This is a genomic window from Streptomyces pseudoechinosporeus (assembly GCF_054783935.1).
This window is the reverse complement of the sequence record NZ_BAAGPS010000011.1, coordinates 46,323-70,023: the sequence shown is the minus strand read 5'-3', so window position 1 is coordinate 70,023 and position 23,701 is coordinate 46,323. Positions and strand designations below refer to the sequence as shown.

At 68.3% G+C, this 23,701-nt stretch carries 23 protein-coding genes, 2 pseudogenes and 1 riboswitch; of the genes and pseudogenes, 16 read left to right on the top strand and 9 right to left on the bottom strand.

Features of this window, described 5'->3' with window-relative positions:
• Positions 1-17 precede the first annotated feature (17 nt).
• The 9 genes from ACYVO6_RS16825 to ACYVO6_RS16785 all read left to right on the top strand — a co-directional run bounded on the left by ACYVO6_RS16825 (position 18) and on the right by ACYVO6_RS16785 (position 10,390).
• Positions 18-980: a carbohydrate ABC transporter permease gene (locus ACYVO6_RS16825; protein WP_461062027.1), complete on the top strand. Its 963-nt coding sequence runs from the start codon at positions 18-20 to the stop codon at positions 978-980.
• Positions 977-1,876: a carbohydrate ABC transporter permease gene (locus ACYVO6_RS16820; protein ID WP_461062025.1), complete on the top strand. Its 900-nt coding sequence runs from the start codon at positions 977-979 to the stop codon at positions 1,874-1,876. Before ACYVO6_RS16825 ends, ACYVO6_RS16820 begins: the two co-directional genes overlap by 4 nt.
• Positions 1,877-1,904: 28 nt before the next feature.
• A complete protein-coding gene (locus ACYVO6_RS16815) occupies positions 1,905-4,778 on the top strand; it encodes a glycoside hydrolase family 2 TIM barrel-domain containing protein (protein ID WP_461062321.1) in 2,874 nt (957 codons plus the stop codon).
• Positions 4,771-5,937 (top strand): MFS transporter, encoded by a 1,167-nt coding sequence (locus ACYVO6_RS16810; protein ID WP_461062023.1) that lies wholly within the window; start codon positions 4,771-4,773, stop codon positions 5,935-5,937. The genes ACYVO6_RS16815 and ACYVO6_RS16810 overlap by 8 nt, the downstream gene beginning before the upstream one ends.
• A complete protein-coding gene (locus ACYVO6_RS16805; protein WP_461062021.1) occupies positions 5,934-6,977 on the top strand; it encodes an ABC transporter ATP-binding protein in 1,044 nt (347 codons plus the stop codon). The genes ACYVO6_RS16810 and ACYVO6_RS16805 overlap by 4 nt, the downstream gene beginning before the upstream one ends.
• A gap of 10 nt (positions 6,978-6,987) precedes the next feature.
• Positions 6,988-7,794, top strand: coding sequence for an ABC transporter permease (locus tag ACYVO6_RS16800; RefSeq protein WP_461062319.1), 807 nt, complete (start codon positions 6,988-6,990; stop codon positions 7,792-7,794).
• Positions 7,795-7,850: 56 nt separating this feature from the next.
• Positions 7,851-8,660, top strand: a complete 810-nt coding sequence (locus ACYVO6_RS16795; protein ID WP_461062317.1) for an ABC transporter permease — start codon at positions 7,851-7,853, stop codon at positions 8,658-8,660.
• Between the two features lie 84 nt (positions 8,661-8,744).
• Positions 8,745-9,821: an endo-1,4-beta-xylanase gene (locus ACYVO6_RS16790; protein ID WP_461062019.1), complete on the top strand. Its 1,077-nt coding sequence runs from the start codon at positions 8,745-8,747 to the stop codon at positions 9,819-9,821.
• A gap of 236 nt (positions 9,822-10,057) precedes the next feature.
• The gene (locus ACYVO6_RS16785; protein ID WP_461062017.1) at positions 10,058-10,390 is read left to right on the top strand and encodes a hypothetical protein; all 333 of its coding nucleotides are present in this window, start codon (positions 10,058-10,060) and stop codon (positions 10,388-10,390) included.
• A gap of 7 nt (positions 10,391-10,397) precedes the next feature.
• On the opposite strand, the gene ACYVO6_RS16780 is transcribed toward ACYVO6_RS16785, so the two are convergent.
• Entirely contained in the window at positions 10,398-11,366 is a 969-nt protein-coding gene (locus tag ACYVO6_RS16780; protein ID WP_461062015.1) for a helix-turn-helix transcriptional regulator, read from the bottom strand.
• A gap of 185 nt (positions 11,367-11,551) precedes the next feature.
• On the opposite strand from ACYVO6_RS16780, the pseudogene ACYVO6_RS16775 reads away from it, so the two are divergent.
• Both ACYVO6_RS16775 and ACYVO6_RS16770 read left to right on the top strand, forming a co-directional pair.
• Positions 11,552-11,717: pseudogene (locus tag ACYVO6_RS16775) on the top strand (short-chain dehydrogenase/reductase); the annotation flags it as partial.
• 43 nt (positions 11,718-11,760) lie between these two features.
• Entirely contained in the window at positions 11,761-12,714 is a 954-nt protein-coding gene (locus ACYVO6_RS16770; protein ID WP_461062013.1) for an alpha/beta fold hydrolase, read from the top strand.
• Between the two features lie 123 nt (positions 12,715-12,837).
• Here the strand turns inward: ACYVO6_RS16770 and ACYVO6_RS16765 are convergent.
• The 3 genes and pseudogenes from ACYVO6_RS16765 to ACYVO6_RS16755 all read right to left on the bottom strand — a co-directional run.
• Positions 12,838-12,918: pseudogene (locus ACYVO6_RS16765) on the bottom strand (IS5/IS1182 family transposase); the annotation flags it as partial.
• A gap of 50 nt (positions 12,919-12,968) precedes the next feature.
• The gene (locus ACYVO6_RS16760; RefSeq protein ID WP_461062011.1) at positions 12,969-13,265 is read right to left on the bottom strand and encodes a transposase; all 297 of its coding nucleotides are present in this window, start codon (positions 13,263-13,265) and stop codon (positions 12,969-12,971) included.
• A 203-nt stretch (positions 13,266-13,468) separates the two neighbouring features.
• Entirely contained in the window at positions 13,469-14,071 is a 603-nt protein-coding gene (locus tag ACYVO6_RS16755) for a TetR/AcrR family transcriptional regulator (RefSeq protein ID WP_461062009.1), read from the bottom strand.
• 89 nt (positions 14,072-14,160) lie between these two features.
• Between ACYVO6_RS16755 and ACYVO6_RS16750 the strand changes: the two genes are divergently transcribed.
• The 3 genes from ACYVO6_RS16750 to ACYVO6_RS16740 all read left to right on the top strand — a co-directional run bounded on the left by ACYVO6_RS16750 (position 14,161) and on the right by ACYVO6_RS16740 (position 16,933).
• Positions 14,161-15,084, top strand: a complete 924-nt coding sequence (locus ACYVO6_RS16750; RefSeq protein WP_461062007.1) for an oxidoreductase — start codon at positions 14,161-14,163, stop codon at positions 15,082-15,084.
• Positions 15,085-15,431: 347 nt separating this feature from the next.
• Positions 15,432-16,316, top strand: a complete 885-nt coding sequence (locus ACYVO6_RS16745) for an alpha/beta hydrolase fold domain-containing protein (protein ID WP_461062005.1) — start codon at positions 15,432-15,434, stop codon at positions 16,314-16,316.
• Complete coding sequence (locus ACYVO6_RS16740) at positions 16,313-16,933, top strand: class I SAM-dependent methyltransferase (RefSeq protein WP_461062003.1); 621 nt, start codon at positions 16,313-16,315, stop codon at positions 16,931-16,933. Before ACYVO6_RS16745 ends, ACYVO6_RS16740 begins: the two co-directional genes overlap by 4 nt.
• 136 nt (positions 16,934-17,069) lie before the next feature.
• Here the strand turns inward: ACYVO6_RS16740 and ACYVO6_RS16735 are convergent, their stop codons facing one another.
• The 3 genes from ACYVO6_RS16735 to ACYVO6_RS16725 form a co-directional block, all read right to left on the bottom strand.
• Positions 17,070-17,936 (bottom strand): bifunctional 5,10-methylenetetrahydrofolate dehydrogenase/5,10-methenyltetrahydrofolate cyclohydrolase, encoded by an 867-nt coding sequence (locus ACYVO6_RS16735; RefSeq protein WP_461062001.1) that lies wholly within the window; start codon positions 17,934-17,936, stop codon positions 17,070-17,072.
• A 22-nt stretch (positions 17,937-17,958) separates the two neighbouring features.
• Positions 17,959-18,045, bottom strand: a riboswitch (ZMP/ZTP riboswitch).
• A 158-nt stretch (positions 18,046-18,203) separates the two neighbouring features.
• The gene (locus ACYVO6_RS16730) at positions 18,204-19,313 is read right to left on the bottom strand and encodes a DUF4037 domain-containing protein (protein WP_461061999.1); all 1,110 of its coding nucleotides are present in this window, start codon (positions 19,311-19,313) and stop codon (positions 18,204-18,206) included.
• 199 nt (positions 19,314-19,512) lie between these two features.
• A complete protein-coding gene (locus ACYVO6_RS16725; RefSeq protein ID WP_461061997.1) occupies positions 19,513-19,944 on the bottom strand; it encodes an ATP-binding protein in 432 nt (143 codons plus the stop codon).
• Between the two features lie 160 nt (positions 19,945-20,104).
• Between ACYVO6_RS16725 and ACYVO6_RS16720 the strand changes: the two genes are divergently transcribed.
• Complete coding sequence (locus tag ACYVO6_RS16720) at positions 20,105-20,935, top strand: helix-turn-helix domain-containing protein (protein ID WP_461061995.1); 831 nt, start codon at positions 20,105-20,107, stop codon at positions 20,933-20,935.
• Entirely contained in the window at positions 20,932-21,237 is a 306-nt protein-coding gene (locus ACYVO6_RS16715) for a DUF397 domain-containing protein (protein ID WP_461061993.1), read from the top strand. The genes ACYVO6_RS16720 and ACYVO6_RS16715 overlap by 4 nt, the downstream gene beginning before the upstream one ends.
• A gap of 10 nt (positions 21,238-21,247) precedes the next feature.
• Here the strand turns inward: ACYVO6_RS16715 and ACYVO6_RS16710 are convergent, their stop codons facing one another.
• A complete protein-coding gene (locus ACYVO6_RS16710) occupies positions 21,248-21,760 on the bottom strand; it encodes a hypothetical protein (RefSeq protein ID WP_461061991.1) in 513 nt (170 codons plus the stop codon).
• Entirely contained in the window at positions 21,757-23,478 is a 1,722-nt protein-coding gene (locus tag ACYVO6_RS16705) for a PHP domain-containing protein (protein ID WP_461061989.1), read from the bottom strand. Before ACYVO6_RS16705 ends, ACYVO6_RS16710 begins: the two co-directional genes overlap by 4 nt.
• Between the last annotated feature and the right edge of the window lie 223 nt (positions 23,479-23,701).

Below are 23,701 nucleotides of genomic sequence, written 5' to 3'. Positions count from 1 at the left end.
GCCGGACAGGTAACGACATGTCGACCACGACTACGCGTGACGCCACGCGCCCCGCCCCGGCCAAGGTCTCCAAGACCAAGCCGCGGCGGGGCGTGCGGGGCACCACGTTCAACTTCTGGCTCTTCACCGGACCGTTCCTCATCGGTCTGCTGATCTTCGTCTACATCCCCATCCTCTGGAGCGCCTGGCTCAGCTTCTACGAAGCGCGCTACACGGTCACCCCGGACAAGTTCGTCGGCTTCGACAACTACGAGTACATGCTGACGAACGGCGACTTCGTCGGGTCGCTGGGGACCTTCACCGTCTTCGCCGCGATCGTCGTGCCGATCACCTGGGCGCTGTCGCTGGGCCTGGCGCTGATGGTGCACCGGCTGCGCTTCATGAAGGCGTTCTTCCGGTCGGTCTTCTTCCTGCCGACGGCGGTCAGCTTCGTCGCCGCCTCGCTGATCTGGAAGATGTCCATCTTCAGCGGCGTGCGCTTCGGGCTGATGAACACCGTCCTTGGCTGGTTCGGCATCGAGAACGTCGCCTGGCTGGCCGACCCCAATCCGCCCTGGTACTGGCTGGTCATCGTCACTCTGCGACTGTGGCTGCAAGCCGGCTTCTACATGATTCTGTTCCTGGCAGCATTGCAGAACATCCCGCCGTCGCTGTACGAGGCCGCCGCCATCGACGGCGCCAGGCCGGGCTGGCAGACCTTCTGGTACATCACGCTGCCCCAACTGCGGGCGACGTCAACCGCCGTGATCCTGCTGCTGCTTGTGGCCGCGTATCAAGCCTTCGACGAGTTCTTCAACCTGATCACGAAGACGACATGGGGCCGACCACCACTCGTGGAGCTGTACTACACGGCCCTGGGTGAGAGCCAGGACTACGGCGCCGGCAGCGCGGGCGCGATGATCCTCACCGTGCTGATCTGCACGGTGACGCTGCTGCAAGGGAAGATCATGGGCTTCGGAAGGGGGGACGAGGGCAAGTGACCACCACCACGCCTCCGATCAAGGAAACCGCGCCCCGGGTGAGCAAGAGCAAGCCGCAACGCATCAGGCGCGGCAGCGTCATCAGCTCCACCGGCCTCTACATCGCCACCGGCGTCGCGGCCTTCCTCTTCCTGGTCCCCTTCTATCTGATCGTCCGCAACGCCCTCTCCACGGACGCCGAGATCACCGGCGAGGAGTGGAAGTTCTTCCCCACCGACATCCAGTGGGGCAACATCAGCGAGCTGTTCAGCGACAACACCGTGCCGTACGCGACGTCCCTGTGGAACTCCACGATCGTCGGCGTCGCGCACACCGTGGGCGTTCTGCTGGTGTGCTCGCTGGCGGGGTACGGCCTTGCGCGCATCCCGTACAAGCACGCCAACAAGATCTTCTACCTGGTCCTGGTGACCCTGATGGTGCCGGCCGCCGTCACCTTCGTACCGAGCTTCGTGCTGGTCTCGTCGCTCGGCTGGGTGTCGAGTTTTCGCGGTCTCATCATTCCGGGGCTTTTCAGTGGTTTCACCTGCTTTCTGTTCCGGCAGTACTTCTTGGGGTTCCCCAAGGAGTTGGAGGAGGCGGCGCGCGTGGACGGACTCGGGTACTGGGGCGCGTACTGGCGCGTCGTCGTGCCCAACTCGCTGAACTTCTTCGCGGCCATCGCCACCATCACCTTCATCCAGGGCTGGAACGCCTTCCTGTGGCCGCTGGTCATCGGCCAGGACCAGGAGGCGTGGACGGTCCAGGTGGCGCTCTCCTCGTACATGACCAACCAGACCGTCAACTTCCATCTGATCTTCATGGCGACCGCCATCTCGATCCTGCCCCTGGTGCTCGTGTTCCTCTTCCTCCAGCGCTGGCTGGTGCAGGGGGTCGCGCAGACAGGCATCAAGGGCTGACACCTTCTTCTCAGGACGCAGGAGACCGATTTCATTGCGCACCACCACTTCCGTCGACTACGTCGAAGACGTCTCGCCCGGGAGCGGGGCCCTACCGCCCCGCGCCTGGTACGCGTCCTCCGACGCCGCCTCCCTTTCCCTGAACGGAAGTTGGCGCTTCCGACTGTCGGCGACCGCCGACGCCGAGGACGACTCGTTCGCGGCGGACGGGTACGACGCCGGGGACTGGGCCGAAGTGTCGGTCCCCGGCCACTGGGTCCTTCAGGGCCACGGCTCGCCCATCTACACCAACCACCTCTACCCGTTCCCGGTCGACCCGCCGCGCGTGCCGACCGAGAACCCGACCGGTGATCATCTGCGGGTCTTCGACCTGCCGGACGACTGGCCGGCTCTGACGGACGGCGGCTCGGTACTGCGCTTCGATGGTGTGGAGTCCTGCGCCCGCGTCTGGCTGAACGGCACCGACATCGGCGAGTTCAAGGGCTCCCGGCTGCCGCACGAGTTCGCGGTGGGCCATCTGCTGAAGCCGGCGGGGAACGTCCTTGCCGTCCGTGTTCACCAGTGGTCGGCGGGCTCGTACCTGGAGGACCAGGACCAGTGGTGGCTGCCGGGCATCTTCCGGGACGTCACGCTGCTGCACCGCCCGGCCGACAGCGCGCTCGACTTCTTCGTGCACGCTTCGTACGACCACGTCAGCGGAGACGGCACCCTGCGTGTCGACTCCGACGTTGACGGCCGGGTCACCGTGCCCGCCCTGGACATCGATGTCGCGACCGGCGAGTCCGTGACGGTTCCGGTCGAGCCGTGGACGGCCGAGACGCCCCGCCTGTACGACGGCGTGCTGGCCACCGAGGGCGAGCGGATTCCGCTCCGGATCGGCTTCCGTACGGTCGTACTCGAGGACGGCCTGATCAAGGTCAACGGAAAGCCGCTCCTCTTCAAGGGCGTCAACCGGCACGAGTGGCACCCCGAGCGCGGCCGTGCCCTGGACCTGGAGACCATGCGCGAGGACGTGCTGCTGATGAAGCGGCACAACATCAACGCCGTCCGCACCTCGCACTACCCGCCGCACCCGGCCTTCCTCGACCTGTGCGACGAGTACGGACTGTGGGTCATCGACGAGTGCGACCTGGAGACCCACGGCTTCGTCGAGCAGGCCTGGCGCGACAACCCGGTGGACGACGACCGCTGGACTCCGGCGCTGATCGACCGTACGGCCCGGATGGTCGAGCGCGACAAGAACCACCCGTCCGTCGTGATCTGGTCCCTCGGCAACGAGGCCGGCACCGGGCGCGGCCTCACCGCCATGGCCGAGTGGATCCGCGGCCGGGACGGCTCGCGTCTCATCCACTACGAGGGCGACATCAACTGCCGTGACACGGACATGTATTCACGGATGTACGCGGCTCATGACGAGGTCGAGAGCATCGGCCGGGACCTCGACGGGGGCACGCACAGGCGGCGCCAGCTCCCCTTCATCCTCTGCGAGTACGGGCACGCCATGGGCAACGGCCCCGGTGGTATCGCCGACTACCAGCGGATCTTCGAGGCGTACGACCGGCTCCAGGGCGGCTTCATCTGGGAGTGGATCGACCACGGCATCAAGGACGCGCGGTTCGGCTTCGCGTACGGCGGTGACTTCGGGGAGGAGCTGCACGACGGGAACTTCGTCTGCGACGGGCTGATCTTCCCGGACCGGAAGCCGTCGCCGGGGCTCGTCGAGTTCAAGAAGGTGATCGAGCCGGTCCGTATCGAGGGAGACGGCGCGGACGGGACCGTACGGGTCACGAACGCGTACGACTTCGCCGACCTCTCGGCGCTGGCCTTCGAGTGGTCGTACCAGGTGGACGGCAAGACGGTCGAGGCGGGCACGCTGTCCGTGCCGGCGCTGGCGCCGGGCGAGTCGGCGGAGGTGAAGCTGCCGACGCCGCCACCGGGCGACGGGCGCGGGGCCGAGACGCAGTGGACGGTACGGGCGCTGCTGGCGGAGGACACCGCGTGGGGCAGGAAAGACCACGAGGTGGCGTGGGCTCAACTGCCGGTCAGCCCACGGTCGTTGCCGTCTGTCGTGGCAAGTGACAGGCCCAACGCGAGCGAGCGGCTGATCTACGTCGGCCCGGCGTCCTTCGACGTACGCACCGGTGCGCTGAAGACGATCGGCAGGCTGAACGTGACGGACCTCCGTCTCGACGTGTGGCGGGCGCCGACCGACAACGACGAGGGCGCCTCCTGGCAGGACGACATCCGCTGGGCTTCGCTGTGGCGCAAGTACGGCCTGCACCGCATGCAACACCGCTTGGACGGCGTCGAGTTGAGCGACGACGTGTTGACTGTACGAACCCGAGTGGCGCCCGCCGCCTGGGAGGTGGGTCTGCGCACGGTGTACCGGTGGACGTCCGACGGCAAGCGGCTGAAGCTGACCGTGTCCGTGGCGCCCGAGGGCGACTGGACGGTGCCGCTGCCGCGGCTGGGCATTCGCTTCGGGCTCGCGCAGGCGGACCAGGTGAAGTGGTTCGGTGGCGGCCCCGGCGAGGCGTACCCGGACACCAAGTCGGCCTCGATGCTGGGCCTTTGGCACTCCTCGGTGGACGAGCTGCAGACTCCGTATGTGCGTCCGCAGGAGAACGGCGCGCGGGCCGACGTCCGTTGGGCGGAGCTCGGCGGGCTGCGGATCGAGGGCGACCCGGAGTTCTGGTTCTCGGCCAGGCGCTGGACCAACGAGCAGTTGGACGCGGCCCAGCACCTGACGGACCTGACCGCCGACGACACCGTGTGGGTCAACCTCGACCACGGCCAGCAGGGCATCGGCTCGCAGTCCTGCGGCCCGGGCGCACTGCCGCAGTACCAACTGCGCGCAGCGCCCGCCGAGTTCTCGTTCGTGTTCTCGGACCTTCGTGACTGACACGGTCACCCCGACTGCGGCCGGGCGGCTCTTCAGCCGTCCGGCCGCAGTCGCGTCATGTGTCGGTTTCGTCCTCATCGGCATACTCCAGGCGCTCTACGGACCGGCGGTCCCGGGATTGCGCGAGGAGTACGGCCTCTCCCCTTCCGGGGCCGGACTCGGACTCAGCCTGCACTTCACGGGCGGCGTCGCGGGCGTACTGGCCTTCAACGCGATCCACTCCCGGATCAGCAACAAGATGCTGCTCGGGGCGAGTTACGCCCTGATGGCGGCGGGCGGCGCGGGCTTCGCGCTCGCCCCGAACTGGCCGCTCGCGCTCGCCGCGGCCTTCCTCGGCGGCCTCGGCTTCGGCGGTATCGACTACGGCCTCAACCAGCTCTTCGCCGTCGGCTTCGGCGACCGCTCGACAGCGATGCTCAATATTCTCCACGCCCACTTCGGCATCGGCGCCGTGCTCGGCCCGGCGCTCATCGCATGGACGGGCCCGGACGGGTACGCGTACGCCTTCGGGGCGTGTGCGGTGCTGGCGGGCGCGCTGATCCTGTGCACGGGCGGCGTGGGCAGGGAGGCACCGAAGCCCTCCGTTGAGAAACCTGCCGCCACTGGGAGCCTCCTCTCCCGCGTACTCATCGGCTTCCTCATCCTCTACATCCTCAACGTGGCCGTTGAAACGGGCGTCGGCGGCTGGGAGCCCACGCATCTGGAGACCGTCGGCTACAGCGCCACCGTCGCGGCCTCCGCGACCTCCGTGTACTGGCTCATGATGACCGTCGGCCGCTTCCTGGTCGTCCCCATCACGCTGCGGTACTCGCCCGAGCGCATCCTCACCGTGTGCGCCGCCGGGATGACGGCGTGCCTGCTGCTCGCGCTGATTCCGGGGGCGGCCCCATGGGCGTACGCGGGTGTGGGCCTGTTCATCGCGCCGGTCTTCCCGACCGGGCTGCCCTGGCTGAGCAGGGCCCTCCCGCAGGCAAAAAGGGCTGGCGCCTGGGTGATCGCAGCGTCGATGATCGGTGGGGTCGCGGCTCCGCCGCTGCTCGGGATGGGCATCGAGGTCTCCGGCATCCGCGCGGTGCCTTGGCTGCTGACAGCGTTGTCGGGAGCCGGTCTCGTCGCAACCGTATGGCTGATCAGGCTGACCAGGAGGTCCGCTGCATGAGCGGCAGTATCGAGGTCCGGGGACTGTCCCGGACCTTCCACACGACCGTGCGCCGACCCGGTTTCCTGGGAGCCGTCAGATCGCTGGTCAACCCGGAGCGGGTGGCCAAGGACGCCGTCTCCGACATCAGCTTCGAGGTGCAGCCCGGCGAACTGCTCGCCCTGCTCGGGCCGAACGGCGCGGGCAAGTCGACCACCATCAAGATGCTCACCGGCATTCTCACGCCCACGGCCGGTGAGGCACGGGTCGTGGGCGTCGTCCCGTACGAGGAGCGCGAGCGCAACGCGCGCAACATCGGGGCGGTGTTCGGGCAGCGCACCCAGCTGTGGTGGGACCTGCCCGTGCGGGAGTCCTTCGCGATCCTGCGGGACATCTACGACGTACCGGCGGACGAACACCGTGCGCGACTGCGGGAGTTCGACGAGCTGCTCGACCTGTCCTCCTTCTGGGACACCCGCGTACGGCATCTCTCGCTCGGCCAGCGCGTACGCTCCGACCTGGCCGCCGCGCTGCTGCACGACCCGCCCGTGGTCTTCCTCGACGAGCCGACCATCGGCATGGACGTGGTGGTCAAGGAGCAGGTACGGGAGTTCCTCCGGTACCAGGTGGAGGAGCGCGGGCGGACGGTGCTGCTCACCACGCACGACATGACGGAGGTCGAGCGGCTCGCGGAGCGCGTCGTGCTGATCAACCACGGGCGGCTGGTCCTGGACGGCACGCTGGACGAGATCCGCCGGAAGTTCGGCTCGACCTGGCAGGTACGGGCCACGCTCGCCGATGGGCACGCCCTCGTCGAGCCATGGCCCGGAGTCGTACTCGTACGGCGGGATGGCTCTCAGGTGGTCTTCGGCCCGGACGGGCCGACCGCCCCGACGGTGCACCAGGCGCTGAAGCAGGTCATCGAGCGGTACGAGGTGACCGACATCGCCCTGGACGAGGCCGAGTTGGAGGACGTGATGCGGGCGGCGTACGTCCAGGCGGGCGAAACGGCGGCTGACATGGCCGCTGACGTGGCGGCGGCTCAGGCGCAGGGAGGCTGATCCCGTGGCCATGCCCTCCGCCCTGCGCGCCTGGCGGGCCGCCCGGGTCACCCCGCTCGGCGAGCTGCACACCCCGCCCCGTATGACCGCCGCCCTGCTGCGACTGACCGTCCAGGTGGTGCTGGTCGCCTCGCTGTGGCGGGGCCTGTACGCGGCGACGGGCACGACGGCGGGACTCAACCGCGACCAGGCCGTCACGTACGCCGTACTCGCCGTACTGGCCACGCGCGTACGGGAGTTGGACCAGTACTCGGGCCGCGACACGGTGCTTCAGCACATGCACTTCGGCACCATCGTGTACTGGTATCTGCGCCCGCTGCCGCCTCAGCGCTACTACGCCCTGCGAGCCCTGGGCGAGCAGATCTACGGCTTCGTGTGGGCCATCGTCGGCTACGCGGTCTGTGTGGCCGCAGGAGTCGTACAGCCGCCCAAGTCGGCTGCCGTGGCAGGGGTGTTCATCGTGAGCCTGCTACTGGGCCAGTGGGTCCTGTACTACATCATGCTCGCCATCGACCAGCTGTGCTTCTTCACACTCCGCAACGGCGCCGCGATGCTGATCCTGATCTTCGCGCAGAACCTGCTGTCCGGGGTGTACGCGCCGCTGTGGTTCTTCCCGGACTGGTTCATCACGCTCAGCGGCTTCCTGCCCTTCCAGGCGACCCTGAGCGTGCCGCTGTCACTGCACGTGGGCCGGATCCAACTGTCGGACGCCGGGGCGCAGTTGGCGATTCAGGCCGCCTGGGTGGTGGCCCTCGCCCTGCTCACCCGGCTGGTGTGGCGGCGGGCCGCCCGGCGCGTGATCTCCCAGGGAGGCTGACTGTGTCCTCACAGAAGACCGCGCCCTCGCAGAAGGTCATGTCCTCGCAGAAGACCATGTTCTCGTTGAAACCCTGGCTGACCGTCTGGCGGATCACGAAGCTCAACTTCCGTTCGCAGCTGGAGTACCGGTCCGAGTTCCTGATGATGATCGCGATCGGTGCGATCTGGCAGGTGTCGGTGATCGTGTTCGCGACGGTGCTGCTGACCCGGTTCACCGGGATGGGCGGCTGGGAGAGCGCGGACGTGCTGCTGATCGCGGCGATCCGGATGCTGGCCCACGGCCTGTTCGTGCTCTTCCTCGGCCGGGTACACGGTCTGAGCCGCCACATCCAGGAGGGGGTGATCGACACGTACCTCGTCCGCCCGATGCCGGTCTACCGCCAGCTCCAGCTCCAGTACTTCCCCACGAACGCGATCGGCGACCTGACGGTGGCGGTCGGCCTGATGGTGGGTGCGCTGTCCCGCAGCGAACTGGACTGGACGGCGGGCCGGATCACGTACCTCATCATCTGCGTACTCGGCGGAATGCTCCTGGAGGCGGCCCTGTTCACGGTGGTGGCCTGCGCCTCCCTCCGCTTCCCGGCCGCCGACTACTGGGGCCGCTGGCTGGAGGAACTGCTGGGCACCTTCGGCAGCTATCCCCTGAACGTGCTGCCGAAGGCGGTGGGCGGCTTCCTCACGTTCGCCCTGCCGCTCGCGTTCGTGGCGTACTTCCCGGCGGCCGTACTGACCGGGCACGGGCACGACACCGGCGTGCCGTACTGGCTGGCGGCGGCTTCGCCGCTGCTGGGGGCGGTGGCGTATCTGGGCACGAGGTTGCTGTGGAGGTGGAGTCTGCGGCACTACACGGGGGTGAACGGGTGAGGACGGCAACCTCCTTTCGGTGGGTGGCGACAGAAGGGTGACGTACCACCACCTGAGGGCCGCCTCCATACGCCAGGAGCATCCATGCCGTACTCCCCCAGACGTCGCCGCCGTATCCTGCGCCCCATCCCCCTCTTGGCCATCGGCGCGCTCGTCGCGACGGCAGCCGTCACGGTTCCGCAGTTCACGCCCGACGCGAGTGCCGCCACGACGCTCCGGGGCCACGCCGACGCCCGCGGAGTGAAGATCGGCGCGGCGGTCGCCGACGGCCCGTTGCAGAACGAGTCGGCGTACACGGCCGTCCTGGACCGGGAGTTCAACTCGGTGACGGCCGAGAACGCGATGAAGTGGGATGCGCTGGAGCCGAGCCGGGGCAGCTACAACTGGGCCGCCGCGGACCGCCTCGTCGCGCACGCGAGCGCCCACAAGCAGGGCGTACGCGGCCACACCCTGGCCTGGTACAGCCAGCTCCCGTCCTGGCTCAAGAACGGGAACTTCTCCGCCTCCGAGCTGAACACGATCCTGAAGAAGCACATCGACACGACCGTCGGCCGCTACAAGGGCAAGATCTACTCATGGGACGTCGTCAACGAGACGTTCAACGAGGACGGTTCGATGCGCAGTTCGCTGTGGCAGGACAAGCTCGGCACCGGCTACATCGCGAACGCGCTGCGCTGGGCCCACGCCGCCGACCCCGCCGCCAAGCTGTACATCAACGACTACAACATCGAGGCGGACAACGCGAAGAGCGACGCCCTCTACGCCCTGGCCAAGCAACTCCTCGCCGACGGCGTCCCGTTGCACGGCATCGGCTTCCAGTCCCACTTCATGGTGGGCCAGGTCCCGTCATCGATGAAGGCGAACCTGAAGCGCTTCTCGGACCTGGGCCTGGAGGTCTCCATCACCGAACTGGACATCCGCATCCCCATGCCCGCCTCCTCCACCGAACTCGCCCAGCAGTCCACCGACTACAAGACGGCCAGCGAAAACTGCCTGGGCGTCCCCCGCTGCGCGGGCATCACGGTCTGGGGCATCACGGACAAGTACTCGTGGGTGCCGGGCACATTCAACGGGTACGGGGCGGCTCTGCCGTACAACGAGAGCTATGGGGCGAAGCCCGCGTACACCGGCCTGTCGAAGGGCTTGGATCCCGCCGCCTGAACGCTTCAGACGATGGTGTCAGCGTCCTGGGACTCCGAGTTGCCTCGCGGCGGTTGTTTCTGCTTACCTGCCGTGTCTCTTAGCGCGGTTGGATGCATCACTCGAACACGTTTGCCTGGTGTGCGTAGCGGTGTCTCTCCGTACCGTCAGTGCGTATGGAGGTCGCGTTTTACTCCAGTGAGGGCTGAGAGTCCTGGGGACTGCTGGCGAAGCCCGTGATCCCCGAGGGGATGGCGGTGCTGATCGACGACGACCTGCTCCTTGAGGACGGGCGTGGGCCGCGGGCTGCGGCGGTGGCCAATGAGTGGTTGCGGCTGCGACCGTCGGATGGGTGTCCGGCGCCGTTGTCGTGGGGGACGTACGCGCGGATCCTGCGGGACTGGATCGTGGCCGCCCAGGTGCATGGAGTGGAGGTCTTTGACACCCGGGACCGGTTGAAGGCCCTGTTGAGTACCTACGCGGTGGATCGGTCGAGTGGTGATCCGAAGCAGTATCTGGGGGCGGTGACTAAGGGGCCACGCTCAGCGGACAGGAGCCGGTGGCGTGTGGTGGACGCCGCACTGGTGTAACACGGCGTCAGCCGTACACGTCCGCGATCGAGGCGGCGGTCTGGCGCAGCTCGGCGCGCGCCTCGGGCGGGTCGAGGGCTTCGACGTCCGTGCCGAACTGGAGCAGCTGGCGGACCTCGCCCAGCGCCGGGTACGTCAGCTCGACCGTGGCCCACTCCCCCTCCGGCGCATCCGGGCCCTCCGGCCGAGGCAGCTCGGCGAGCATGGGGCCGACCATCCGTACGAACTGGTCCAGCCGCGAACGCCGCACCCGCGCCGTCACCCGGACCCGGGCCGGGAGCTCCTCCACCCAGCGGCGCAACCCCTCCCAGGCGTCCGCCAGCTCGACGCCCGCCCGGCGCCGTACGGGTGCGTCGCTGACGGTCGCCGCCGCGATCCGGTCCGCCCGGAACAGCCGTGGTCCGCCCCGGTGGTCCGCGACCAGGTACCAGACCCCGGCTTTGGCCACCAGCCCGTACGGATCGACGGTGTACGTACGCAGCCGAGTCTGGCCGCTGTGCCGGTAGCGGATACGCAGGCGGCGGTCGGCGAAGACCGCCGTGTGCAGGACGTTCAGGTCGGCCTCGGGGCGTGGTCCGGCCAGCCAGCGGTCGGGGTCGATCAGGATGCGGCGGCTGGTCAGCTCGGCGCCCTGCCGGTGCGGGGCGGGGAGCGCGGCCATCACCTTGCGCAGCGCGGAGCCCAGCGCCCCGTCCAGGCCGAGGTCGGTGTGCGCCCCCTGGGTGGCCAGGACGAACAGCGCCCGCGCCTCGTCGGAGGTAAGCCCGGTGACGTCGGTACGGAAGCCGGGGAGCAGCGCGATGCCGCCGTGCCTGCCGCGCTCGGCGTAGACCGGCACTCCCGACGCGGACAGCGCGTCGATGTCCCGGTAGATGGTGCGGGGCGAGACCTCCAGCCGCTCGGCCAGCTCGGCGGCCGGGACTCGGCCGCGGGTCTGGAGGAGCAGCAGGATCGACAGCAGACGGTCGGATTTCACCTTCCCAGGGTGCCGGAAAAATATGACGGCGGATGTCAAGTTATGGCGGGAGACTGCCCGGCATGAACACCGTGAACACCAAGAACGCCCAAAACGCCACGACCGAAGGCCCCCGCCCGCGTTAGGCCCACGCCGCCGGCCCGATCGCGGCGCTGATCGACTCCGTACGCCCCGAACAGCTCGGCGACCCGACCGGCGACGCCCCCGCCATCGTCGCGGCAGCGACCGACGCCAAACCGAAGCTGCGCTACACCGCCGGCCCCATGGCCGGACGCGCGAGCACCGCGCCGCGTCGCTCCCGCCCGGGCCTTCGACAAGCAGATCCGCAAGATGAACCGGCTGGCCGGCTGACGCCCGCCCGCACCCAAACACACCCACAAGACAGACGCACGAGGTGAGTGCATTGATCCCTGCCGAGGAAACCTTCGACGGCACCTGGCCCTACACGGCGCGCTACGGCGAAGCCGCGGGCTTCCGCCAGCACTACGTCGACGAGGGCCCACAGCAACCAGAACACACGCTTGTCCTGCTGCACGGCGAGCCGACCTGGGGGTATGAGTGGCGGCACCTGATCGGACCGTTGTCCCAGCGGAACCGGGTCATCGTGCCCGACCATATGGGATTCGGAAAAAGCGCCACCCCGTCCGACCGCACCTATCTGGTCGGCGAACACATCGACAACCTCGAAAAGCTCCTCGTCGACACCCTCGACCTGACCGACATCACGCTGGTACTGCGCGATTGGGGCGGAGCGATCGGCACCGGGTTCGCGCTGCGCCACCCCGATCGGGTGGCCCGGATCTTTGCCACCAACACCGTGCTCCCTCTCGGCCTGGACGGCTTCGATCAGCTCATGGCCGCCAATGTGAACGACAGCCCCTGGTTCCAGTGGGTCCGCGCCGCCATCACCGACGGCAGCTTCGAACAGATACTCGGCAATGCCGGCCACACCATCACACACCTGATGATGGCCCTGCAGACCATCGCCCGCCCGCAGATCGCGACACCGACCTGGATCCGCGCCTACTCCAGCCCCTTCCCCACGCCCGCCGAATGCCGGGGCGTGATCAGATTTCCCCAGCAATTCGTCGTTCCCGAACCGGATCCGGCGCTCAAGCCGCCGGATCCGGACGCCGTAGCAGCTCTGCGAGCCAAACCCGCAATGCTGGTCGAGGGCATGCGCGACACCGCCCTGATCCCTCGCCACATGATTCCCGCCTTCCGGCTCGCCTACCCCGACGCGCCGGTCATCGAGCTCCCCGAGGCGGGCCACTTCACTCCCGAGGACGCACCCGAGACTCTTCTTGCCCTCCTCCAGCTCTTTCTCCAGACACCCGTGCATGCCTGATCAGGATTTCCGCTGACGGGTGCGGTGCCGGCAATTGACTGCTCCGAGGCATCGGTAACGGCAATGAACCATTCTCGGTAACCGCTACTCACGCTATGTGACGAGCATCGGAGCGTCCGGCTGTACTGCCAGCTGGGCGATCCGGGTGCCATCGATGAACCAGCACAGCACCAGGACCGCGTGCTTGAAACAGCCCAGCGCCCGCCAGCTGCGGCGGGCGCTGGGCACGGTGGTGACCCTGCACCGCCACTCGGTCACACAGAACTTCGTGGCGCACCCATGCAGCGCTTGAGGACATCGCGCTCCATCCCCAGCTCGTTGTTCTCCTTCTGCAGCGCCGCGCTCTCCGCCGTCAGCCGGGCGATCAACACGTCCTGGCCCTCCGGCGCGGCCCTCTCGGCCCGCGTCGCCCGCGAGGCCCAGCTCGCCAGGGTCGTCTCGTTGATCCCCAGGTCCTCCGCGACCTCGGGGACCGGCTTCCCGGTCTCCGTCACGATCCGTACCGCCCCCTCACGGAACTCCGCCGTGAACTTCCGACGCTTCTCCGCCATGACAACCAACATCCTCTGCTGTCAGGGACACCACGCTGCGAGGGGAACCTCAGTTGTCAGGCTGCTGCTGGCTCGTCGTGGCTGGTCGCGCCCACGATGGGGGTCCCCCGCTCGAGCGAGGTCGAGAGTGGGGGGAGCCGAATATTGATACAGCCCCGCGTCCCTGGCGGCGTTGTCGCGTGGCGGCGTGAAAATGTGAAGCGTCAGCGGGGCTTCAGGCCGTGGAGCAGGTGGTGGACCAGGGTGTCCACGCCTGCCAGGGCCGCCTCTGGGGGCAGCATGCAGCCGGCGATGAAGGCGGCCATGCCGTGGAGGGCGGCGCCCATGACGAGGTTCAGGTCCCCGGGGTCGCCCGCGATGATCTCGCCACGTTTCTGGGCATCCGCGAAGACCTGGGTGAGGCCGCCCAGCGTCCGTTCGACCGCGGCCGCCATCTGCTCCGAGGCGTCGGGGTCGTGCTTGCGGGCGTACATCAGCTCCAGCAGCTCGGCGTTGTCGATGGCGAAGCCGAGGTAGGCCCGACCGAGGGCGGTGAGCCGGAGTTCGAGGGGAAGTGCGGGGGCGTAGGCGGCGTCCAGGGCCTGGCCCAGTCGCTCGTACCCGGCCAGCGCCAAGGCGTTGAGCAGGGCCTGCTTGTCCTTGAAGTGCCGGCCGGGCGCGGCATGGCTCACGCCGACCTCGCGGGCGAGCTCGCGCAGCGACAGGGAACCGGCCCCCTTCTCACGCAGGGTGCGTTCTGCGGCTGCGAGCAGGGCGGCTCGCAGGTCTCCGTGGTGGTAGGGGCGGCTTTCAGGCATGCGGGACATCGTAACTCCATGTGGGCAGCGCCAGCATAGTTGTCGTTGCCATCATTGTTGCCATTGACAGCATTGTTGTCGACGCCTACATTCGACTCATGGCTGAGAAGACGAAGAACAACGCATGGGACGCGACCCGCCTCCCCGACCTCACCGGCCGCACGGCGGTCGTCACCGGCGCCAACAGCGGCATCGGCCTCACCGCGGCGGACGCGCTGGCGCGTGCGGGCGCACACGTGGTCTTCGCGGTACGGGACCTGGAGCGCGGGCAGACAGCGGCGGCGACGGTGAACGGCAGCACCGAGGTACGGCGTCTGGACCTGGCGGACCTGACCTCCGTACGGGAGTTCGCGGACGCCTGGGAGGCCCGGCCGCTGGACCTGCTGATCAACAACGCCGGCGTGATGATGCTGCCGATGCGGCGGACCGCGGACGGCTTCGAGATGCAGTTCGGCACGAACCATCTGGGCCACTTCGCGCTGACGAACCTGCTCCTGCCGCACATCACCGACCGGGTGGTGACGGTGGCCTCCGGCGCCCACCGCTGGGCCGACGGACGGATCCGCTTCGAGGACCTGAACTGGAGGTCCGACTACGACCCGCGGCGCGCGTACGCCCAGTCGAAGCTGGCGAACCTTCTCTTCACGCTGGAACTCCAGCGCCGCCTGACGGAGTCCGGCTCCCCGGTCCGCTCCCTCGCCGCCCACCCCGGCTGGGCGGCGACCAACCTGATGAGCCATGCCGCGAATCCGGTGATGAAGACGTTCATAAAGGTCGGCAACAGGTTCTTCGCCCAGGACGACAAGGCGGGCGCCCTGCCGACGCTGTACGCCGCGACGCAGGACCTGCCCGGAGCGAGCTACGTCGGGCCCGACGGGCGGGGCGAGATGCGCGGAGGGCCGACGCTGGTCGGACGGTCGGCGGCGGCGAGCGATGCGGCGGCGGCGCGGCGGTTGTGGACGGTGTCGGAGGAGCTGACGGGCGTGAGCTGGCCGGTGGAGCAGCCGGCCGCCGGGCGCTAGTACCAACGCCGTGTAGTTGGAAGCTGTATCTCAGTCGATCATGGAACGTGCGGGTCGAACAGGTTTCTCGCCGGGGTGATCTTCCCGTCGTTCCGGGCCCGCACGCGGTCTCGCCCCCTCGGTTTGGGTCACCGACCAGGGTGGCGGGCGGCACGCAGGGTGATCTCCATGGGCACCACCAGGGGTACGTCTGGCAGGTCAGCCTTGGGAAACAACGGATTGAGCGGGCCCGCACGTGCCAGAGAGCGGTCGATGACGGGCATCGTCAAGTATCTCGCCAGCCGCTACGCATCTATCCCTGCACCACCGACTTACAGGGGCGCCAAGCCCCCTTCAAGGAGCGGACCGTGTCTTTGACCATGAACCTGACGCGCCCCCTCCTGCGCCTGAGACCGAACACTTTCGTCACGGTGGAAAGCATGCGGAAGTCCATGGCCCGCCCCCACCCGGCTGCCCCCGTCCCGGCAGCGTTGCGGCGTTCCTGCTCCATCGCCACCGATACTGTCCACGGCCACCAGGTCATTACGCTGACCCCGAAGTCGGGCCGCAGGAACACAAACCTGATTTACACCCATGGCGGCGCCTACATCTACCCGCTGGCCGGCATGCACTGGCGGATCATCGCGACGCTGATCCGCCGGACGGGAGCGAGGGTCACCGTCCCGCTCTACGGACTCGGACCCGAGCACACCGCCGACGATGCCTACCAGCTCCTCGAAGACGTCTACCGGACAGTGGCCGAGCGGGCCGGGAACGACCCGGTGTTCCTCGTCGGCGACTCCGCCGGGGCGGGTCTGGCCATCGGCCAGGCGATTCTCTACCGTGAAAAGGGTCTTCGGGCGCCGAACGGCCTGTTTCTGTTCTCCCCGTGGGTCGATGTCACCATGAGCAATCCCGACATCGCCGCCATCACCGGCCTCGACCCCATCCTCGCTCCTCAGGGGCTCGCCGCCGCCGGCGGGGATTGGGCAGGAGCCCGAAGCACCACCGACCCCCTCGTCAGCCCGCTCTACGACACCCTCGAGAAACTGCCGCAGACGTTCATCTACCAGGGGGGTCACGACATCTTCCTGCCCGATGCGAAGAAGTTCGCAGCCAAAACCAACGCCGCGGGCACCAAGGTGGACCTGCGTATCTACCCCGCCGCATTCCACGTCTTCGTCGCGGCAGCTTGGACCCATGAAGCACGCCACGCGCTACACGATGCAGCAGACCGCATCACGGCCAGTTGACCACAGACGACGGTCCTGCCGGCGTGGACGCAAGCTTCCTCTGGTCGCCCCAGACAGATGTCTTGGACCTCGCGCACGATGATGTCCGCTCCGGTCGGGAGATCGGTGCCGGGGACGGCGCGAACTTCACCCACTACCCGCCAACCGTCACCCACGTACTGGCGGTCGAACCCGAACCACACCTGAGGCGACTCGCAGAAGCCGCCGCACAGCAGGCGCCCGTTCCGATCCATGTCGCCGCCGGCAGTGCTGAAAGGCTTTCCGTTCCCGGTAAGAGCTTCGTTGCCGCGGTGTTCTCGTTCGTGCTGTGCACGGTCCCCGATCTCAACGTGGCCCTCGGTGAAGCCCTCCGCGTACTCAGACCAGGTGGACAACTCCGTTTCCTGGAACACATCCGCGCCGATACCTCCGGCCTCATCCGAGTTCAGCACCTGCTGGACGCCACCGTCTGGCCGCTCCTCGTCGGCGGGTGTCACACCGGCCGCGACACTCAAGAAGCCATCACGCGGGCGGGATTCACCATTGAGCACCTCGACCGCTTCCTCTTCCCTGAAGCGCGGATTCCTGTCTCCTTCCACATGCTGGGAACAGCATCCCGAGACTCGAGGTCGAAGTAGGCCGCAAGGTCAAGTTCGTTGCCCCGGCCCTCAGCACGAGACCGCTCGCTAGAGTCCGGGCTTCGTCACACGCCACCCGGCGCACCCCCACCGAGCTTCGTGATCAGCGGAGTGGGGCCTGCAGTTGAGGATGGTCTCAGCGTTCCGGGACTTCGAGCTGACGCGCGGCGGCGTCCACGGTCTGCGAGAGCAGGACGGTGATGGTCATCGGTCCGACGCCGCCAGGGACGGGAGTGATCAGGCGGGCGCGGGTGCGGGCGGTGTCGAAATCCACGTCGCCGATGTTGCCTGGGTTGTATCCGGCGTCGATCACCACCGCCCCCGGTTTGATGTCCTCTCCGCGGATCAACCGGGGCTGTCCTACGGCCGCCACCAGGATGTCCGCTTCCCGGAGGACAGCGGACAGGTCCGCGGTGCGGGAGTGGCAGTACGTCACCGTGGCGTCCTTGGCGAGCAGGAGCATCCCGACCGGTTTGCCGAGGATCGCGCTGCGGCCGACAACGACGGCATGCTGGCCCGCGGGGTCGACATCGTACTCGTCCAGCAGCCGCATGATCCCGCCGGGCGTGCACGATACGAAGCCGGGCAGCCCGAAGCTCATCGCGCCGAAGGAGTGCACCGTGACGCCGTCGACGTCCTTCTCCGGGGCGATGGCTTCGAACGCCGCGCGCTCGTCGATGTGTTCACCCGCAGGGTGCTGCAGCAGGATGCCGTGCACCCCGGGGTCCTGGGACAGGGCGGCGAGCGTGTCGACCAGTTCGGCGGTCGTGGCGGTGGCGGGCAGACCGACATGGCGGGAGGTGATGCCGGCCTTCGCGCAGCGGGCCCGCTTCATACGGACGTACGTCACGGATGCCGGGTCCTCGCCCACCAGTACCGTCGCCAGGCATGGCGCCACGCTGGTGCGCTGTGAGATCTGCGCCGCGCGGGCGGCGGTCTCCTCGATGATGCGCCGGGCGAGTCCGGTGCCGTTCATGAGCTGGGCCGTCTGTGTCGGGGACATGGCCGCCTTCCAGGCGTAGTTGACCACTCGCCCAGGCGCACGGCATCGACCGATTCGTCGGGCCGCTCCCCGGTGGTGCTCCACCTCAGCGCCAGTCACGGCCCACGTCGCACTGTAGTGGACGTGAACGGCCCCGGGAATGACGAAGATCCCGCACCCCCCCGGGGGGGTGCTGTGTCGCAAAGCGTGAGCACTTCCCCCCACGGTGTTCGCGTACCGCTCGCTTGAGCGTCCGAAGGACATCTTCCCCGTGACTGTTCACGCTTTTCACGGATAGGGGTGGGGGCCGGCGATGCCACGGGGCGCGCCAGAGAGGAAGTCAGTGCTGTCCGCCCACTGATCCACGCTGCCGATCAGTGGGCGGGAGCGCAGTTCCGGGTCGGTGACCGTCTGGTTCAGGGCCTGGGCGAAGCGTTCGGCGTGGAGGACCAGGAACGGGCGGTTGTGGTAGCGGCGGCGGGTGGGGTCGATCGGGTCGGTGACGCCGGAGGCGTTGTGGAGGGTGGCGACCTTCTCGTACGCGTCGCAGAGGTGCCGTTCCCGGTCCGCGTACTCCGTCGCGGCGAGCGCACCGCGCAGCGACGGGGTCAGGTCAGCCGCCACCGGCAGTCGGGCGAAGGTGCTGCCGAGCCATTTGCTGTACGGGGCGTATGTCCGCGACAGGAGGAGGCACAGCCGCATCAGGTCGCGTACCAGGCGCGCGGCGACCACCGCGGAGCCGAGGTCGTCCCCGACCTCCGCGCAACGGCCGACGAACGCCTCCTCCTGGGAGAGCCGTTGCCACTGGCAGGCCAGCAGGTAACGCCACACCTGGTCCGGGTACCAGGCAAGGCGCCGCCGTACGGCGTCCAGCGCGCCGAGTCCGTCGTGGAAGACGGCGCCCGCGGTCACCTCGAGGAGCCGCTGCTGCGGGATGGAAAGCCAGTCGTGCACGGTCAGTTCGGGGGTGGCGAGCGCGTCCACGCCGAGCTGCGCCACGAGCCACGGCCCGAGCCCGTCCACGGACACCCGGTGGTCGACGGGCCCGTCGACCAGTTCCATGTGGCCCGACACCGGGTCCAGCGCGTCGTCGTCACGGCGCCGAAAGTGCGTGGGCCAGCCGCGCACCTCCTTGGGCAGGCGCTCCGCCAGCAACCGGTGAATGCGCTTGCCACGCTCGGCGACCTCCTCGTCCGACAGGAACAGGTTCAGGCGCGGACCCCATTCATGATCCGCCGACCGTGCCGTGTCGAAGCCCAGCACCTCCGAACCCGAGCCGATCCGGGCGGCCGTGTACCGCAGCCCCGGGTACGCCTCGGCGAGGATCGGCCGCACGGCCTCCTCGTACAGAATCCGGGAGAGTTCGAGGCCCGGGAGGAACGCGGCTCGTGTCGGCATACGGTCACTCTGCCGGGACCGGGCTGCCGCCCACCACCGGATTACGTGCGGGCCGGGTTCGCGAGCCGAAGGCGGCGGTGGCCGCGTCGGCGGGCATGGTGTACCGGCTGCGAATGTTACACATCTTGGGAATCTGTAACGTTCGTAGATCTACCTGCCTGGGGGCAGCCGCCGCACCACGTGCGTGTACGCGAGCCACTCACAGCGGCACCTCCGCCCAGATCGTCTTGCCCGGACCGTCCGTCTGGAGGTCCACACCCCACCGAGCCGCCAGCCCCGCGACCAGCAACAGACCACGCCCGCCCTCGGATTCAGTGCCTGGCGCCCCTACCACCGGCAACCGGTCCCCGCGCTGATCGGACACCTCGATACGGAGCACTCGCTCGTCCTCCGTCAGCCGTACGCGGAAGTCCCGGCCGGACACCCGCCCGTGACGCACCGCGTTCGCCGCGAGCTCGGCCGCGATGGACGTGAGGGTGTCGTTGGTCTCGCTGCCGTACGGGTGGCCCCACTCGTCGAGCCGGTGGGCGACGAGGCGCCGGGCGAGGCGGGCTCCTCGTGGCGTCGAGCTCAGTCGCTGTGTGAACGTGCGTGCGGTGACCGGGACTTGGGGCAGGGCGTGGTTCGTCATGCGTCCACGGTGGCGGCGTACGCGCGCGGTCACCAGCTCTGCAACCCGTACGCAACGTCAGCGTACGAGTACTCAGGGTAGACAGGACGCTTAACTGACCGTAACCATGGGTGACTTCGCGCGGTTGCGCACACAACACCACCCTGGAGTACGCGACGCAATGACAACCGGCAGCAACAACACCGAACCCGAGCCCTCCGAGAGCCTCCAGACCTTCGGCGCGGTCCTGCAGGGCTTTCGCGAGCACGCTGGACTCACCCAGGAGGAACTTGCCCGGAAGATGAAGTTCTCGGTGCACTTCCTCGCCTCCGTCGAACAAGGCAGACGCCTGCCTCCGGACGACTTCGTGGAGGCAGCCGAGCAGGCCCTCAACGCGTACGGGATCCTCCGGAAGGCGGCCCGCAAGATCGGACGGCAGCCTGGTCTCGCCGCGTGGTTCCGCAAGTGGGCGGGGCTGGAGGAGACAGCCATCAGTCTGTGCACGTACGAATGCCGGTTGATTCCGGGCACGTTGCAGACGGAGGCGTACGCACGGACGCTCTTCGAGAACCGGCTTCCTCTGTTCACCGACCAGGAGATCGAGGACCGGCTGACCGCCCACCAGGATCGGCAACGGATGCTGCGGGAGCGGCAGAACACCGCGTTCAGCTTCATCCTCGATGAGCACATGTTCAAGCGCTGCACGGGAGGGGCTGAAGTCACTCGTGAACTCATCGAGCAAGTCCTGGAGTTGGGCTCGCTGAGGAATGTCGAGATCCAGGTCCTGCCGCTTTCTCGCGGTGTGCATGCCGGGCTGAACGGGCCCATGATGCTGCTGGAAACGCCGCAGAACCAGTGGTACGGCTACATCGAAGGCCAGGAAACCGGCCAGCTCATCTCCGACCCGAAAACGATCAGCGTGCTCCAGATGCGGTATGCGAAACTGCGCTCGCAGGCCCTCACTCCCGAGGACTCCGCGAGCCTGTTGAAGCAACTGCGAGGAGCGCTATGAGCACCGACGAACTGGCCTGGTTCAAGAGCAGCTACAGCGGCGACGCCAGCGGCGACTGCCTCGAAGTCGCCCTGGACTGGCGCAAGTCCAGCTACAGCAGCGGCTCCAGTGGCGACTGCCTCGAAGTCGCCCCCGGCTGGCACAAGTCCAGTCACAGCGGCAGCTCCGGCGACGACTGCATAGAGGTCGCCGCCTGCCCCACCACCATCCACGTACGCGACTCCAAGAACACCGAGGGCCCCCAGCTCGCCCTCTCCCCCACCACCTGGACGGAGTTCGTCACGTACGCCGCCCGCGGCTGAGCGACGGCGTTCAGTGATCCGCGCAGCACGGCGTCGGGTCCGGTACCTCGAACGGGACCAGGACGCCGCCCGCGGCAGGCATGGCGGCCAGGACCAGTTCCCCGTCCCGCCATTCCGGACGTACGAAATCCCTCGTCAGGATCCGCTGCTCCGGCGCGGGTTCGCCGGACCCGCCCAGCACCGCAACCCGGTCGATCGCCGAGCCCGACACAAGCTCCGCGACCGTCACCGTCCCGGTAAGCCGGGCGACCCCGGGGTAGAGGACGGCGCGGCCCACCTCGTCGGGAACGCCGACCGTCACCTCGTACCCCTTCGCCGCCAGCCCCTGCCTCGCCTCCGCGGACGCCCCGGTGAACGACAGCACAACCCGCGGCCGTTCCCCCCGCACCAGGTGCGTGCAGCCGAACACGCCCTCCGGAAGGGCGAGTTCGGCAGCCAGCGACTGGAGCAGATGGTCCGCCTCCTGCAGGGTCGTCGTCTCGGTGTCGACCCAGAAGGCGCTGTCGCCGTCGAACGTGGTCACGACGGGAGGACCCACACGGGGTTGGAGTAGAACCACAGGTCGGCCCACGGGTCCGCGTCGCCGACGACGTCGATCGCGGGGCCGGACGGGTCAACTGCCTTGCCCATCAGGCCCGGTGCCGAGCGGTTGCCGTCGGTGCCGCGCAGGCGGACGTACAGCGGGCGGTCGACGCGGCCGAGTTCGTACGTGAGCCGGACCTTGCCGGAGGACTTTCCGACCTCGTACGACTTGACGACCTTCGCGGTCGGCGCGGTGAAGGTGTCCTTGTCCTTCACCGCACCCGTCACATCGCCCTGGATGACGTCGACTCGGGCCAACTCCGGTACGAAGCCAGCCCAGTTGGCGCCGCTGGCGAGCGCGACCTCGACCGTCAGCGTCACCTTCGTGCCCTTCTTGACGTGCAGCGCGCCGCCGAGCGTGGCCCAGCGGCTGCCGCCCGAGACGCGTACGTCGAGGCCGCTGATGAGCTGACCGTGGTCGACCCAGACGCGGCCGGCGCGGATGCCGTCCATGACGGCGGCGTAGTTGAAGCCGTCGGCGCCGACGTGGGTGCGGCTGTACTGGCCGGGCCAGTAGTCGCCCTCGGTGAGGTCGATCGTGCCGCTGTAGACGGGGTCGGTGTGCTTGCCGTTGGCGAGGTAGTCGCTGTCGGGGCCGCCGCGCTTGGCGGTGTCCGTGTAGACGTTGTGGGAGTCGGAGTTGGCGGTGATCCACCAGGGCTTGCCCTCGGCGAGGAGGCTGTCCCACAGGCCGCCGACGGTGGCGGTCATCCAGTCGAAGCCGCCCCAGGTGCGGTAGCTCTCCAGGGGGTAACCGGCGAAGGAGTTGGCGCTCGGGCTGCCGTCGTAGATACCGCGGGCGCGGCCCATGCCGAGCGGCTCGGCGATACCGCCGGCCTGGTGGCCGGGCGCGCCCTCCATGCCGACCGCGATCTGGTGGCGTGCGGACGTGGCGTCGCGCCAGGCGCGTATCTCGTGCGGCGAGTCGATGCCCTTGCGCGCCGGGTGGTTGGCGAGCATCAGGGCGTCCTTGACCTTGCGCCGCTGGACCTGCTCGGCAAGGAAGTTGAGGCCCGCGATGGCGAGGGCCTCGTTGGCGGGCGTCGAGTCGGTCGCCTTCTTCACGCCGCCGTCGTAGTCGGTCTCGAACTGCTTGAGTACGGAGACCTCGTTCTTGCCGGGGTGGACGAAGACGGTGCCGTGCTCGGCGGCCGGGATGTTCCACTCCAGGCCCTGGAAGACGAGGGTGTCCTCGTACGTGTCGCGGGCCTCGACGATGTCCGGGTTGACCTTCTCCACACCGATCTTGGCGTGCGTCTCGTTGCCGTGGTCGGTGATGACCATCCAGTCCATGCCGTGCTTGGCGCCCTGGCGGACCTGGTCGGAGACGCGGTACTTGCCGTCGTTGCTGTACTGGGTGTGGATGTGGTGGTCGCCGGCCAGCCAGAGGAAGCCCTTGCCCTTCCGGCTGCCGGTGGAGGCCGGCGCGGAATTGGTCACCTGCGCGGCAGCCGTTCCGCCGAGCACTCCGGCCGCCGTCAGACCCGCGCCGAGCAGGCCCGCGCGGCGCAGCATGGAGCGGCGCGAGTGCTGCTCGGGGGTCAGGGCCTCGTCGGGTACGGAGGTGTCGAAGGCGGCCGGGAGATCGGTGCCTTGGTGGTCGTGATGGTGGTGATGCCCGTGTCCATGCTCGTGACCGTGCCCGTGCCCGTGACCCATGTCGGCCTGCCTTCTGTGCCTTCTTCGCCTTCGCGCTGTCGGTTTGACCACGCGGGTGCGAGACTCGGCGCGAAACATGAACAATGTTCAACCAGGGCATGATCCGCAGGCAACTTGGTCGCATCAACTGTCCCCGCGCTTCACAATTTTCGCAGGATTTCCGCAACTACCCTTGTGCGGCGCATGAGTTGCCTCGACCCTGAGCACCGCTGATCTTCCTCTC

Bases quoted from the DNA above. Each gene is read 5' to 3' on its own strand.
- ACYVO6_RS16825 (WP_461062027.1), top strand. From the start codon at position 18: ATGTCGACCACGACTACGCGTGACGCCACGCGCCCCGCCCCGGCCAAG.
- ACYVO6_RS16805 (WP_461062021.1), top strand. From the start codon at position 5,934: ATGAGCGGCAGTATCGAGGTCCGGGGACTGTCCCGGACCTTCCACACG.
- ACYVO6_RS16800 (WP_461062319.1), top strand. From the start codon at position 6,988: ATGCCCTCCGCCCTGCGCGCCTGGCGGGCCGCCCGGGTCACCCCGCTC.
- ACYVO6_RS16795 (WP_461062317.1), top strand. From the start codon at position 7,851: ATGTTCTCGTTGAAACCCTGGCTGACCGTCTGGCGGATCACGAAGCTC.
- ACYVO6_RS16790 (WP_461062019.1), top strand. From the start codon at position 8,745: ATGCCGTACTCCCCCAGACGTCGCCGCCGTATCCTGCGCCCCATCCCC.
- ACYVO6_RS16760 (WP_461062011.1), bottom strand. From the start codon at position 13,265: ATGGCGGAGAAGCGTCGGAAGTTCACGGCGGAGTTCCGTGAGGGGGCG.
- ACYVO6_RS16755 (WP_461062009.1), bottom strand. From the start codon at position 14,071: ATGTCCCGCATGCCTGAAAGCCGCCCCTACCACCACGGAGACCTGCGA.
- ACYVO6_RS16750 (WP_461062007.1), top strand. From the start codon at position 14,161: ATGGCTGAGAAGACGAAGAACAACGCATGGGACGCGACCCGCCTCCCC.
- ACYVO6_RS16735 (WP_461062001.1), bottom strand. From the start codon at position 17,936: ATGTCCCCGACACAGACGGCCCAGCTCATGAACGGCACCGGACTCGCC.
- ACYVO6_RS16730 (WP_461061999.1), bottom strand. From the start codon at position 19,313: ATGCCGACACGAGCCGCGTTCCTCCCGGGCCTCGAACTCTCCCGGATT.
- ACYVO6_RS16725 (WP_461061997.1), bottom strand. From the start codon at position 19,944: ATGACGAACCACGCCCTGCCCCAAGTCCCGGTCACCGCACGCACGTTC.
- ACYVO6_RS16720 (WP_461061995.1), top strand. From the start codon at position 20,105: ATGACAACCGGCAGCAACAACACCGAACCCGAGCCCTCCGAGAGCCTC.
- ACYVO6_RS16715 (WP_461061993.1), top strand. From the start codon at position 20,932: ATGAGCACCGACGAACTGGCCTGGTTCAAGAGCAGCTACAGCGGCGAC.
- ACYVO6_RS16705 (WP_461061989.1), bottom strand. From the start codon at position 23,478: ATGGGTCACGGGCACGGGCACGGTCACGAGCATGGACACGGGCATCAC.